Genomic DNA, 13,837 nt, shown 5'->3' with positions numbered 1-13,837 from the left:
GCACGATGCGCCGTTTGGCGCGGGATGGACCGTCAGACCTGCCGCAAGGCGTTGGCCGGACGGACGGAAAGCAGCGGGATCGACCCGGCAAGGCCGATGCCAAGCGTCAACAGCGCCCCCCCTGCCAGGGTCGCAAGCACGATCGGCCAGTCGGGCGCCCAGCCGAAATCGAAGACCTGGACGATTACGAACCATGCCGCCGCACTGCCCAACGCCAACGCGACCAGCGCCAGGATCGCGGCGAGCAGTCCATATTCGAGCGCCTGTCCACCCAATAATTGCGCCCTTGTCGCGCCCAGCGTCTTCAATATCACGCTGTCATAGCTGCGCGCCTGCCGCGATGCGGCGATGGCGCCAACCAGCACCGCGATACCGGCGAGGATCGCGACCGAGGCGGCGACCAGGATGGCGCGCGACATCTGGGTCAGGATGGTGCCGACCTGGTCGATCACCTCCCCCACCGCGATCACCGATACGCCGGGGAAGGCAGCAAGCAGGGCGCGAGTCATGGCGGCGTTGTGACGCGCATCCATGGTGATGGTCGCAGCGACGCTGTGCGGCGCCGATGCAAGGGTATGGGGCGGAAAGACCAGTATATAGTTGAAGCCCATCGTGTCCCAGTTGACCTTGCGCAGGGAAGCGATGCGCGCCTCTATCTCACGGCCGAGGATGGAAACGGTGAGCGTGTCGCCGACGCCGATGCCGAGCGTCTTCGCCGCTTCGGCGTCGAGCGAGACGAGTGGCGGACCCCGATAATCCTTCGGCCACCATTGGCCCGCGACCAGATCGCTGCCCTCCGGCAGGGTCGCGCTATAGGTGACGCCGCGCTCGCCACGCAGGAACCAGGCGCCTTCGGGCACATCCTTCAGGTCGGCGACGCGCTGGCCGTCATAGGCGGTGATCGTGCCGCGCAGGACGGGGACGATGTTGAGCTGGGCTTCGGGCGCCTGCGCCGCGACGATCTGCCGGAAACGGGCCTGCTGGGGCGCGGGGATGTCGAGCACGATCTGGGCGGGCGCCTTCTTCGGCACGACATTGCGGATTTCGGCGTCCAGGCTGGTTTCGATCCCGGCCAGCGTGACGAAGAGGGTGAGGGCAAGGCCCAGCGCCACAATGAGCGCGGCGGTCTGCGCGCCGGGGCGGTGGAGATTGGCGAGCGCCAGGCGCAGCAGCGGGCGGCGCGGACGGGGCAAGCGACGCGCAAGGCGGCTGACGGCGGCACCCAGACCAAGGAGCAACAGCAGCACCGCCGCCACCGCGCCCAGCACGGCGGCGGAGAAAAGCGGATCGCGCGCGGTCGAAAGCGCCAGCAGCACCAGCAGCGCTCCGGCGGCGGCCATGGCGGCGATGCTGCGCCGGTCGAGACCCGTGCGTGTTTCCACCGCGCCCCGGAAGATGGCCGCGGCGGGCTGCGTGCGCGCCTTCGCAAGCGGCGGGAAGGTGAAGAGGAAGGCGATGAGCAGGCCATAGGCGGCGCTCGCCAGCAGCGGCAAGGGATGGAGGCGGAAGCCAGGGCTGACCGGCAGCACGTCGCCGGCGATCGCCACCACCAGCGGCGGCAGCGCCGCACCGACGATCAGGCCCGCCGCAATGCCGAGCAGGGCGACCACGCCCACCTGCATCCGGTAGATGCGCGCAATGTCCGTGGAGGTCGCGCCCAGCACTTTCAACGTCGCGATGCCGCCGCGCTTGCCCGCCAGATAGGAGGCGACGCCGTTGCTGACGCCGATACCGGCGATCACCAGCGCGGCGAGGCCGATGAGCGATAGGAACTGGCCCATCCGTTCGATGAAGCGATTGGCGCCGGGCGCCGCGCGGTCCCGATCCTTGAAGGTCCAGCCTTCGTTCGCACGCGCCTTTTCCCAATCCTGCCGGACGATAACCGGATCATAGCGGGGCGAGAGCCGGATTCGATATTTGGTGGCATAGAGGCTGCCGGGTTGGATCAGACCCGTGCGGCGCAATCCTTCCATCGACACGATCGCCACCGGTCCCAGGGTGAAGCCCTCCCCCAGCCGGTCGGGTTCATCGGCGATGATGTCGCTGATGGTGAAGGTCGCAGCGCCATAGCGGAGCGGATCGCCGCGCCGGACCTGGAGCCGATCGGCCAAAGCCACGCCGATCAGGATATGGTCCGCATCCATCGGACGATAGACGCCGTCGCGCAGGGCGAGCGCACCATAGAGGGGATAGACGGCATCGACCCCCTTGAGTTCGGTCAGCACGGCGGGCGGCGCATCCCCCCTGCCCTGCCCCCCGCCCCGGCCGACACGCTGCGCCATGGCGCGCATCCGGATCGTCTCGCTGAGCGTGCCGAGCTGGCGGAAAGCTTCCTTGTCGCCCAGGCCCGCTTCGCGCTGGGTCATGCCGATCTCGATATCGCCGCCCAATATCACCCGGCCGCGATCGCTGAGTTCCTGCGTAATCGCGGCGGTCAGGCTGCCGATCGCCGCCAGCGCCGCAACGCCAAGGAAGAGACAGAGAAATAGCAGCCGCAGGCCGCGGAAACCCAGATGGAGATCGCGCCGGGCAATACGCCAGCCCGTACGCCAGGAGAGGCCGCTCACGCCGCGCGATCCGCGATGATCTGTCCATCGCGCATTTCGATGATGCGGCCGCAACGTTCGGCCAGCACGGGGTCATGGGTGATGATGACCAGGGTCGCGCCCGCCGCCATCTGGCGATCGAACAGCAGGTCCATGATCGCGGCGCCCGTGGCAGCGTCGAGATTGCCGGTCGGTTCGTCGGCGAAGAGCAAAGTGGGTCGCGGCGCGACCGCGCGAGCGATGGCGACACGCTGCTGTTCGCCACCCGAAAGCTGGGCGGGATAATGGTCGAGCCGATGGCCAAGGCCGACGGCGCGCAATTCCTCCGCCGCCAGGGCGAAGGCATCGGCATGACCGGCCAGTTCCAGCGGCACGGCGACATTTTCCTGCGTCGTCATGGTCGGCAGCAGATGGAAGGATTGCAGCACGATGCCGATCCGCCCCCGGCGCGCGCGGGCAAGATCATCCTCGCCCAGCGCGCCGAAATCGACGCCCCCAACATCAACCTTGCCGCCGCTGGCACGTTCAAGGCCGGACAGTACGGCCATCAGTGAGCTTTTGCCCGATCCCGATGCGCCCAGGATGGCGACACTCTCACCGCGCAGGATGGAAAGGTCCACGCCCTTGAGGATCGTCACCGGTGCGACGCGCGTGCCAAGCTGGAGGGTGACATTCTGCGCGCGGATCGCGATAGTGGCGGGATCGATGGGCATGTGCATGAAGAAGGAGCGCTCCTTGGCGGGCAGGCTGATGCAATATGGGGCGCTGGCGCTGTTTGTCCATCTGGCGACGGCCTGCTCGGATCGATCGCCCCCTCCTCCCCCGCCGGCCAATGTTGCGCAGGCAAGTGATGAGGCCGCGGCCCCGGCCGCCGATGCGCGGCTGGTGGTGGCGTTCGGCGACAGCCTCTATGCCGGCTATAATCTGGACCAGGGCAAGGGGCTGGCCCCGGTGCTGGAGCGGGTGCTGAACGCGCGTGGGATGAAAGCACGGGTCGTCAATGCCGGCGTGTCGGGCGACACCAGTGCGGCGGGCCTGGCGCGGCTGGCCTTCACGCTCGACGGGTTGCCGCGCAAGCCCGACCTGATGCTGGTGGGCCTGGGCGGCAATGACATGCTGCGCGGCCTGTCGCCCAAGGAAACGCGCGCCAATCTGGGCGCGATCCTGACGGAGACGAAGAAGCGAGGAATCCGCGTGATACTTACCGGGATGAAGGCTTCGCCCAATATGGGGCCGGACTATGCGACAGCGTTCAATCCCATCTATCCCGACCTTGCAAAGGCATATGATGCCGCGCTCTATCCCTTCATGCTCGACGGGGTGATCGGCAACCGCGCGCTGTTGCTGCCCGATGGCATCCACCCCAATGACAAGGGTGTGGCCGTGATCGTCGGCAAGCTGGCGCCGCTGGTGGCGGGGGAATTGAAGGCGTGAGCGACCAGCGGATCCAGGTTGGCCTGATCGGTTATGGCATGGCGGGTCGCGTTTTCCATGCGCCGCTGATCCGGGCGGCGTCGGGGCTGGCGCTTCGGGCCATCGCCACCAGCCGCGCCGCGGAAGTCGCGGCGCTCGATCCGGCGATCGCCTGCATGGCGCAGCCGCAAGATGTGCTGGCCGATCCGGCAATCGACCTGGTGGTGATCGCGACACCGAGCGCGACACATGCAGAGCTTGCCGCTGCGGCGTTGCGCGCGGGAAAGCATGTGGTCGTCGACAAGCCTTTCGCCCTGTCGCTGGCGGAGGCGCGCGATCTGGCCAGCCTGGCCGATGCGGTCGGTCGGCGGCTGACGGTATTTCATAATCGCCGCTTTGACAGCGACTATCTGAGCATCCGTGCGGCGATCCAAGATGGCGCGATCGGCCGGGTGACGCACTTCGAATCCCATTTCGACCGCTTCCGTCCACAGGTGCGCGATCGCTGGCGCGAGGACGGGTCGCCGGGGTCGGGCGTGTGGTTCGATCTGGGGCCGCATCTGGTCGACCAGGCGCTGGCGCTGTTCGGACGACCGGTGGCGGTCAGCGCGGACATCATCGCCTTGCGCGAGGGATCGACGGCCGACGATTGGGCGCATGTGGTGCTGCGCTACGCAGGGCTTCGGGTCATCCTGCACGCCAGCCTCGTCGCGCCGAGTGGCGAGACGGGCGGTGCGCCGCGCTTCACGGTGCATGGCACCGGGGGAACCCTCATCAAGCGCAGGCTTGATCCGCAGGAAGCACAACTGATCGCGGGGCTGCGGCCGGGCGATGCCGGATGGGGCGTCGATCCCGATCCGGTCGAACGTCTTGATGGCGAAGGCGGCGTGACACAGCACAGGGCGAGGCCGGGATGCCAGGAGCATTTCTACCGGCAGGTTGCCGATGCCCTGCGCACGGGAAGCCCCCTCCCCGTTTCGACCGGTGAGGCGATAGCCGTGCAGGAAGTGATCGAGGCGGCGTGCCTGTCCGCACGCGAAGCGCGAACGGTGACACTATCATAACCAACAAGAATGAGAGGAAATCAGACATGCCCCTGCGTGCAATCCTGCTGGCCGCCGCGCTCGGTTCGGCCACCGGCACTTCGGCCGCCCCGGCCCAACCCGAAGTGACCATAGCCGATGGCGCGCTGCGCGGCGTGGCGGAGGACGGCATCGTTGCCTTCAAGGGCATTCCCTTCGCCCAGCCGCCGGTGGGCGATCTGCGCTGGCGCGCGCCACAGCCGATGGCGCATTGGCAAGGGGTGCGCGACGCCAGCCGTTACGGCCATGACTGTATGCAGCTCCCCTTCCCCAGCGACGCCGCGCCGCTCGGCACGCCACCAGCGGAAGATTGCCTCTACGCCAATGTCTGGCGGCCGGAGAACCCCGCCAGGAAGCTGCCGGTGATGGTGTGGATCTATGGCGGCGGCTTCGTCAATGGCGGCTCCTCCCCGCCCACTTATGCGGGTGCAGCGCTGGCGAAGCAGGGCATCATGGTGGTGAGCTTCAACTATCGCCTCGGCCGTTTCGGCACATTCGCCCATCCTGCCCTGACGAAGGCGGATGCGGATAAGGGGCTGCTCGCCAACTATGGTTATATGGACCAGGTTGCCGCGCTGCGCTGGATTCAGACCAATATTACAGCCTTTGGCGGTGATCCCGCCAATATCACCATCATCGGCGAGAGCGCGGGCGGCATGTCCGTCCATGCGCTGCTGACCTCGCCAATGACCCAGGGACTGTTCCAGAAGGCGGTGATCCAGTCGGGCGGGCCGATGCCGATGGGTGACGCAACCTTGGCAGGGGCGGAAAAACTGGGTGCGGCCTTTGCCGAGAAGAAGGGCGTGGCGGCCGATGATCCCGATGCGCTGGCGAAGCTGCGGGCGCTGCCGGCGGACATGGTGGTCGATGGGCTGAACCTTGCCCAGTTGTTCGCAGGAGGGCCGCGCACCTATAGCAGCCCGATCGTCGACAGCAGGATCGCGGTCGACAGCCAGGCCGCCTATCAGGCCGGACGCTTCGTTAAGGTGCCGGTGATGATCGGCGCGACCAGCGACGATATTGGCGGGCCTACAGGTCCGATGGTCGCTGGCGCGCGCGCCATGGCGCAGCAATTCGCCGCACAGGGCGTGCCGACCTATTATTATCGCTTCTCCTATGTCGCCTCTTCACTGCGCAAGGCGGAAACCAAGGGTGCCGGACATGCCAGCGAAATCCCCTATTTCTTCGACACGGTGGCGGTCAAATATGGCGATGCGACAACGGATCGGGACAAGGAGATGGGCCGGATCGCCAGCGCCTATCTGGTCAATTTCGTGAAAGCGGGTGATCCGAACGGCGTCCGCCTGCCCGTCTGGCGCCGCTATGGCGCGGACAAAGTCATGCTGGACTTGAGCGCTGAAGCCAAGGCTGTCGCTACGAACGAAGACTAGCCGGACCACGCTGGCGGATCAAATTTCCCTGATCCGCCAGCGTGTTATCACGACTCATCCGACGTGGTTTCGGAATCGCGGCAACGTGTTTTCAAACCTGGTCCGACGTGTGATCGGTTTGGCGGCCTCCACCGGGAATCGCCGGATTTACGGGGGAAAATGCGCCTGGCCGGCCCGCTAATTTCTCTAATCTCCAAATAAAATCCATAACCGCTGCGGGATGACATCTCATTTGCCAACCGGAGCCTTTCATTGAGGAGAGTTCGCTATAATGGGCTATCAGCAGGAACTCTTGGTCTCCCGTCACCTCTCTCCCGACCGGTTCCTTTTCTGGTCCAACTGAGCAAGTGCGAAGGCGATCGCATAGCGCAAAATGGCAAGGTTTGACTTTCAGGCCGTGATAGGCGCATAAAACGCAAACCCGTTTCCAGTTGCGATTCGGCCATGAGGGGTGCCATGTCCTTTACCGTCAACACTTTACGCAATGTCACCACCGCCTGCCAGCAGATGCGTGATCATATCAAGACGATCGTGTTCCGGCCCGATAGTCGCAAAACGCTCGATATCAGTTTCGGACCGACCGTTGCAGCGGAACTGATCGGTCGCACACCGGAGGCGCTTGCCAAGGCGGAAGCCAAGGGCCGCCTGCCGCAACCCAAGCAGCTTCCCAACGGCCGTCGTTACTATACGCTCGAAGACCTGACCCATATCCGCAGCGCCCTGGGCATCCATGTCGGCAAGCAGCCGGACGAAGATGCCGTCGTGCTGGCGGTACAGAATTTCAAGGGCGGCGTCGGCAAGAGCACTATCACCAAGCATCTTGCGGACTATCTGGCATTGCATGGCTATCGGGTGCTCGTCATCGATTGCGATCCGCAGGCATCGACCACCACTATGTTCGACATCCAGCCGGAGACGCTGATCGACGACGAGGAGACCCTGGGCGCATTTCTGTCCCCACGGAGCACATTCAGCGATTTTTCCCGCACCATTCGCGACACACCCTGGCCCACGATCAAGATCGTGCCGTCGAGCCTGGGCCTTCAGGATGCGGAATGGGATCTGACCTCCACCCTGCGCGAGGGCGGGCAAGCCGTGCGCGAAAGCCTGCAGGCGCTGCGCATCGGTATCGCCAGCGTTACCAAGGACTTCGATGTCATCCTGCTCGATCCGCCGCCAGCGATGGGCTTCCTCGGTCTCAATGTCATGGCGGCCGCGACCGGGCTGTTGATTCCAGTGCCGGCGCGACAACTCGACTATCTGTCGACCATCCATTTCATGGATACAATCGCCGATAATATCGAAATTCTCGAACAGAATGGCACGCCGGTCAATTACGGCTTCATTCGCGTCGTCTGTTCCACTTTTTCGCCCAGCAAACCGGGGGAGAATGACATGTGGCGCATCATGCAGGCGACCTATGCGGGATTGTTGCTGGGGCAGCCGATCTTGGCATCGGAAGAGATCAAGAATGCGACCCAGGCTTTCCGGTCCATCTATGAATCCAAGCCGTCGGCCTCTCACCAGACCTATATGCGATGCCGCGAGAATCTGGATGCGGTCTTTGGCGAAGTCGAACAGCAGATCCGCCAGCAATGGCCATCGACCAGTCTGACTTCTGATGTGAGTGTAGCGGCATGAGCCGGCGTTCGCTGATTAGCGAAGCATTGGCTTCGGTCCCGAACGAGCCGACCGCCAATGTCGTGCCTGCCGCCGAATTGGCAAGCGCGGCGCGCCCGAACTTCACCAACAAGCGGCTTGAAGCCTTTGGCGAGGCCGCGCGGATCGTGAAGCGTCCGACGATAAGGTTGAAGCCGGCGGAATGTTCGATCTGGCCGGGCAATGCGCGCGATCACTCGCTGCTTGACGAGCATCGGTTGCGCAGCCTGATCGATTCCATCCTTGCGGAAAGCGGCAATCGCGTGCCTGCGGTGGTGCGGCGCACGCCCAATGGTCCCCTGCCCTATGAACTGGTCACGGGGACGCGGCGGCATTGGGCCATTTCCTGGCTCAACGCCAATCATTATCCCGACATAGACCTTATCGCGATCATCGAGGATCTCGACGATGAAGCGGCTTTTCGCCTGGCTGACATCGAGAATCGCGAGCGCGAGGATATTTCCGATCTGGAACGCGGCCTCAACTACAAGGCGGCGGTCGACAGCTATTATGGCGGCGTGCAACTGCGCATGGCCGAGCGGCTGAAAATCTCCAAGTCGCAATTATCGCGCTACATCGCGTTGACCGAAATCCCGCCCTTCCTGGTGAGCGCTTTCCATTCGCCGATGGATTTGCAGGCGAAATATGCGGAGAAGCTGCTGCCCTTGCTGCGCGATCCGGCAAATCGCACGAAGCTTGAGGCGGCGGCGGATCAGATTGCCTCTGAGCAGAGTTTTCGTCGTTCGGGCGACGAACAGCCGATCAGCGGCGCGGAAGTGATGACGCGGCTGGTCCAGGCGACCCTTGCCAAGGGCCGGGTTCAGAAGGCTGCGATTGCTGCGGCGGGAGGCGCTTCGATCGGTCAGGTTGAGAAGGATCAGCAGAAGATATTGACGCTGTCGCTGGCGCCGAGCGGCCTGTCGACGGACGAGATATTGGAGGCGCTGCGCCCGGTGATCGAGCAGGCGAAGATTCGCAGCGCCCGGCGGCGGTGATTGATGCATATGTGGGATGAAAAGCTGAAAATGGAGAAATAATCCTTTTATTTCAGTTATTTATATTGAATTTCCCTCCGGGGGGAAGCGGGGACGAAATGGTAGCGGCACCCAGTGAGACGGAACTGAAGACGGCGCTCAAGGAGCGCAAGGTCCAGTTCGAGATGTTCTTCACCCTGCCTGATTTCAGCGATATTTCGCTGCGCGACTATCAGGAGACGATGCAGCGTCCCTTCTTCAGTCTGTCCAAGCGCAAGCGCGTCAAGCCCATCGATTATGTCAGTCCCGACCGCACCGTCACCGTGCAGGTGCTGCCCAATTCGGCCTATGGCATGGCGACGATCTGGGATGCGGACATCATGATCTATCTCGCATCACATTTGAACGAGTTGCGTGAACGCGGGACGAATGACATTTCCCCTGCCATTCGATTGCAGCCCGGCGACCTTCTCAAACGCATCTGTTGGGGCACCAGTGGCCGGGCTTATGAACGGCTGGTCAGCGCGCTTGACCGGCTGCAGGCCACGACGATCAAGACCAATATCCGTGCCAATGCGAAAAGCCGGGAAACCACTTTCTCCTGGATCGACAGCTATACGCATCTGGTGGACGAGCGGTCGCAGCGGTCGCTGGGCATGGAGATCACCCTGTCCAAATGGTTCTTCGACGGGGTGATGGACAAGCGCAACGTGCTATCGATTTCACCCCTCTATTTCGAGATTACGAGCGGCCTTGGCAAATGGCTCTATCGGGCGTCGCGCAAACATGCGGGCGGCAATGGCGCCGACGGGTTCACCATCGGGTTTGAAACGCTGCACCAGAAGAGCGGAAGCGAAAGCAGCTATCCGGTGTTCAAACGCAAGCTGCTCGACCTGGCGCGGGGGAATGAGCTACCGGATATCAGCCTGGAGGTTATCGACAGCGATAATGCCAAGCCGAAGCTCAAGATGGTCATGCGCCGCTATCTGGACGAGGCCAATCGTCGGAAGCGTGCGGAACGGGCGCCCTCCCCTACTCCGCCGGATAATGGCGAACGATCCGATCACACGTCGGAGGAACTGGTCGAGCCGCACCTTGCCCTTGGTCTGATTTCACAATTATCGCAGGGTTTGCGTGTCGGTGAGAGAGAGCAGCCATCCGTTTCACGAGCGCATAGCATCCGCCCTGCCCGCGCCTCCGCCGGGCGGGACAGTGCGATCAAGATTCTCGATCGCGATATTTATGAAGCGATTCGCACCGATTTTCCCGGATGGGACTATGATGAATTGATGCGGCGTTTCGATGCCTTCCTTGGCGCCAATCCGCATGAGCTACCGCGTAACTATTCCAAGCGCTTCTACGGGTTCGTCAAGGAACATCATCGCCGGAACAAATATCGGCTTTGATGAGCACATCCATCGTGTTTTCGGAATCGCGATGACTCTGGGTGACAAACCGGCCAGACGCCACCGATGAAGGTACCCCCTGGCTGATAAACCCCGTCGAACCAAGCTATTACCCCTCCCCTTTTGTGAGGGAGAGCAGGAGCAGTCCTGCGCAATTGCCCCCATTCGCGGGTTTACAGTCTGATTCTGAAAACACGTCACTTAGCTCGAATTTTCGGGATGCCTTTCCTTTCGCCCGATCGAGAATGAGAAAGCAGGTGGAACTTCCGAGAAGTTTCGATCTCGATGCTGTTCGATGCCTCAGCTCGACTGATTGAACGTGTTATTAGAATCATGCGCCTGGATCACGTATCCAAGATCGTTTGGAACTGGTGCGCCCAAGTATGTTGACTTGAACATATCGAACGCGATGATTCCCAGGCCGCGAATTGCTATATGCGGACGTGCGATAATGTCGGCTGTCCGTGCCAAGCGTCCCATCTGAAACAGACGGCGTCAAATGGGGATAGGGGCTAAATCGCCATCGTCCTCGTCAGACCAGAATGAGGCCACCTCAAATGGGTCCGCGCGCGTGCGCGACGGGGCCTCAGAGGGTGCCGCGACGGGAATAGCATAGCTGCGATAGCTCGCCTGTCCCGATCGCTCGATCAGCAGACCGGCGTCAGTCGCGATCGACAGCAGTTTGATGGCCCCGGCGACGCTGAGGTCGAGGGACTTGGCGACACTGCCGCTGCTGATGCGCGGGTGGGCCATGGCGAGGGCGAGCACCTCCTTCAGCCGACCCGGTCGCCGCCGCGCGTTGATAAACTGCGATGCCCGCGCGGCATAGCCACGCAGTCGCACCTCCAGGTCGAGATGGGCCTGCGCGCCCGTGATGATGGCGCTCAGCCATATCTGCTCCATAGCCTTGCCCTGTGCGCGTCGCCATGGGGCGGAACTACGCTCCAACCCAAGCGCGATCAGTCCACCGGCCGATCCATCCCAGCGTCCCGGACCCCAGCGATCGCCGATCAACAGACTGTAGACCAGATCGCCACGGCCGACCGGCGCATGGTGTCTCCAGAGATGCGCCATATGCGCGCTATGGAGCAGAGGAGGGGAGGGGGAGAGGACGGCGATATCGCGCTGCCAGGCCGTGACGGCCTCTATCATATCGGCCAGCGGGCGTTGCCAGACCTGCATGGGCAGGATGCCTCTGTCCGGCCTGATCCCCAGCCAATCGAGCAGGCCCGCGCTATCGCTGGTGATGGTTTCCAGGTTGATCGGCGTGCCGATTGCCCGGCGTCCATGGCTCAGGTCAAAGTCCGACGTTCGCACCGCGCCGCGCCCGTCGACGCGGATATCTTCATCCTGGAGAGGAAGATTGTCGAGCCGCGCAAGCGCATGGCGCTCCGCCACACGACTGCGTATGCCAAGTGGAAGCCGGATCGGGCTAAGGCGTCGACGTTCCTCAACGCGCGCCAGAAGGCTTTGGGCTTCGGCGTAAGAGGAGATCAGGCTCATATCATCCATAGCGGCTTCAACCGTTTCCCGGGGTCATTTGTTGAAGATTCATAATTCAATAAAATGATTTAATATCAATAATATAATACATATAATTCACTGATATATGGATTATAGCAAATATGCTGACGCTATGCATCCACAAGAATATTGTTTCGATGCAGGCCTGTAAGGCAGGGCCAAAGCGGGCATCGCAGGGTCGATCCCTGCATTGGTGATCCGGTGCTGCGTTGACGGATACGACCACGCCCGCCAAACCCTGCATCCCAAACAGACGCTGCGACGTTGAGCAGGCGATGGCCAACTCGTCCGTCCCGAATTCCGGTCGGCGCCGGTGGTTGCCGGAGACTAGCGAAAGGTGATCTCATGACCATTGCCCTTGCCGATCCATCCCTGCTGCGGGACCAGTGCCTGGTTGACGGCCGCTGGATCGGTACGCCGGCCATTCCAGTGACCGATCCCGCCAGCAGCGAGGAGATCGCCGCCGTTCCAGATATGGATGGCCGGGAAACGCAGGCGGCCATTGCCGCCGCGAAGGCCGCACTGCCCGAATGGCGTGGCAGGACGGCGGGCGAACGCGCCCGCATCCTGCGACGCTGGTTCGATCTGTTGATGATCCACCAGGATGATCTGGCGATGATCCTGACGCGCGAGCAAGGCAAGGCGCTGGCGGAGGCAAGGGGAGAAATTGCCTATGCCGCCAGCTTTGTCGAATGGTTCGCGGAGGAAGCCAAGCGCGTTTATGGCGAAATCATTCCGAGCCATCGCGCGGACAGCCGCATCATTGTCATCCGGCAACCCGTCGGCGTGGTTGCGGCGATCACGCCCTGGAACTTCCCGGCGGCGATGATTACCCGCAAGGCTGCGCCCGCATTGGCGGCCGGCTGCACCATGATACTCAAGCCTGCCACACAGACGCCGCTGACCGCATTGGCGCTGGGCGTGCTCGCCGAAAGGGCAGGGGTGCCGGCCGGTGTCTTCAATATCGTTACGGGATCGTCACGAATTATCGGCGCGGAACTGACCGACAGTCCCGACGTCCGCAAGCTGAGTTTCACCGGTTCGACGGAGGTCGGCAAAACGCTGATGGCGCAATGCGCGCCGACGATGAAGAAGCTGTCGATGGAACTGGGCGGCAACGCGCCCTTTCTGGTCTTTGACGACGCCGACCTTGATGCGGCGGTCGAGGGAGCGATCGCGTCCAAATATCGCAACAGCGGCCAGACCTGCGTCTGCGTCAACCGCATCTTCGTCCAGCGGGGCATATTCGACGATTTCCTGACGAAGCTGAAAACCGCCGTCGAGAAGCTGAAGGTGGGGCCGGGCACGGAAACCGGGGTCAACCAGGGGCCGCTGATCGACGACAAGGCGGTGGAGAAGGTCGAGGAACATGTCGCCGACGCACTCGCCAAGGGTGGCCGACTGGTGATGGGCGGCCAGCGCCATCCGCTGGGCCGGAGCTTCTATCAGCCGACGATCATCGCGGGGTGCACGCCCGACATGACGCTGGCGCAGGAGGAGACATTCGGGCCGCTGGCGGCGCTCTTCATCTTTGACAGCGAGGACGAGGCCGTCACGCTCGCCAATGAAACCGATGTGGGTCTGGCCGGCTATTTCTACACGCGCGATCTGGCGCGGGCCTGGCGCGTGGCGGAAGCACTGGAGGTGGGCATGGTGGGGATCAATACCGGGCTCATCTCGACCGAGGTTGCGCCCTTTGGCGGGATCAAGGAATCGGGCATGGGGCGCGAAGGATCGCGTCACGGGATTGAGGATTATACCGAGATCAAATATATGTGCATGTCCGGCATCTAGTGGTCCAATTCTGGGCACCAATACTGGCTCTGGATACGTCCAGGATCG

The 13,837-nt window shown here is 62.9% G+C and carries 10 protein-coding genes; 7 read left to right on the top strand and 3 right to left on the bottom strand.

Annotation, left to right across the window (positions count from 1 at the left end; translation table 11 throughout):
- Nucleotides 1-32: 32 nt before the first annotated feature.
- Both MOK15_RS20205 and MOK15_RS20200 read right to left on the bottom strand, forming a co-directional pair.
- Nucleotides 33-2,567, bottom strand: coding sequence for an FtsX-like permease family protein (locus tag MOK15_RS20205; RefSeq protein ID WP_242933478.1), 2,535 nt, complete (start codon nt 2,565-2,567; stop codon nt 33-35).
- Nucleotides 2,564-3,265: an ATP-binding cassette domain-containing protein gene (locus MOK15_RS20200; protein ID WP_242933477.1), complete on the bottom strand. Its 702-nt coding sequence runs from the start codon at nt 3,263-3,265 to the stop codon at nt 2,564-2,566. Before MOK15_RS20200 ends, MOK15_RS20205 begins: the two co-directional genes overlap by 4 nt.
- Here MOK15_RS20200 and MOK15_RS20195 point away from each other — a divergent pair.
- The 6 genes from MOK15_RS20195 to MOK15_RS20170 all read left to right on the top strand — a co-directional run bounded on the left by MOK15_RS20195 (nt 3,264) and on the right by MOK15_RS20170 (nt 10,471).
- A complete protein-coding gene (locus MOK15_RS20195) occupies nt 3,264-3,980 on the top strand; it encodes an arylesterase (protein ID WP_242933476.1) in 717 nt (238 codons plus the stop codon). The two genes, MOK15_RS20200 and MOK15_RS20195, sit on opposite strands and share 2 nt — an antisense overlap.
- Nucleotides 3,977-5,023 carry an oxidoreductase gene (locus MOK15_RS20190; RefSeq protein ID WP_242933475.1) on the top strand — a complete coding sequence of 349 codons (1,047 nt, stop codon included), beginning with the start codon at nt 3,977-3,979 and terminating at the stop codon, nt 5,021-5,023. The genes MOK15_RS20195 and MOK15_RS20190 overlap by 4 nt, the downstream gene beginning before the upstream one ends.
- 26 nt (nt 5,024-5,049) lie before the next feature.
- Nucleotides 5,050-6,432: a carboxylesterase family protein gene (locus MOK15_RS20185; RefSeq protein WP_242933474.1), complete on the top strand. Its 1,383-nt coding sequence runs from the start codon at nt 5,050-5,052 to the stop codon at nt 6,430-6,432.
- Nucleotides 6,433-6,888: 456 nt separating this feature from the next.
- Nucleotides 6,889-8,073, top strand: coding sequence for an AAA family ATPase (locus MOK15_RS20180; protein WP_242933473.1), 1,185 nt, complete (start codon nt 6,889-6,891; stop codon nt 8,071-8,073).
- Complete coding sequence (locus MOK15_RS20175) at nt 8,070-9,086, top strand: ParB/RepB/Spo0J family partition protein (protein WP_242933472.1); 1,017 nt, start codon at nt 8,070-8,072, stop codon at nt 9,084-9,086. Before MOK15_RS20180 ends, MOK15_RS20175 begins: the two co-directional genes overlap by 4 nt.
- A 98-nt stretch (nt 9,087-9,184) precedes the next feature.
- Nucleotides 9,185-10,471, top strand: coding sequence for a replication initiator protein A (locus MOK15_RS20170; protein ID WP_242933471.1), 1,287 nt, complete (start codon nt 9,185-9,187; stop codon nt 10,469-10,471).
- A 495-nt stretch (nt 10,472-10,966) separates the two neighbouring features.
- On the opposite strand, the gene MOK15_RS20165 is transcribed toward MOK15_RS20170, so the two are convergent.
- On the bottom strand, nt 10,967-11,983 hold the full coding sequence (locus MOK15_RS20165; RefSeq protein ID WP_242933470.1) for a hypothetical protein: 1,017 nt from the start codon (nt 11,981-11,983) through the stop codon (nt 10,967-10,969).
- Between the two features lie 357 nt (nt 11,984-12,340).
- On the opposite strand from MOK15_RS20165, the gene MOK15_RS20160 reads away from it, so the two are divergent.
- Nucleotides 12,341-13,789, top strand: a complete 1,449-nt coding sequence (locus MOK15_RS20160; RefSeq protein WP_242933469.1) for an NAD-dependent succinate-semialdehyde dehydrogenase — start codon at nt 12,341-12,343, stop codon at nt 13,787-13,789.
- Nucleotides 13,790-13,837: the final 48 nt, after the last annotated feature.

It is taken from the genome of Sphingobium sp. BYY-5 (assembly GCF_022758885.1).
Taxonomy (GTDB): domain Bacteria; phylum Pseudomonadota; class Alphaproteobacteria; order Sphingomonadales; family Sphingomonadaceae; genus Sphingobium.
Note: the sequence above shows the minus strand (reverse complement) of the source record. Positions and strands in the feature narration are given on the sequence as shown.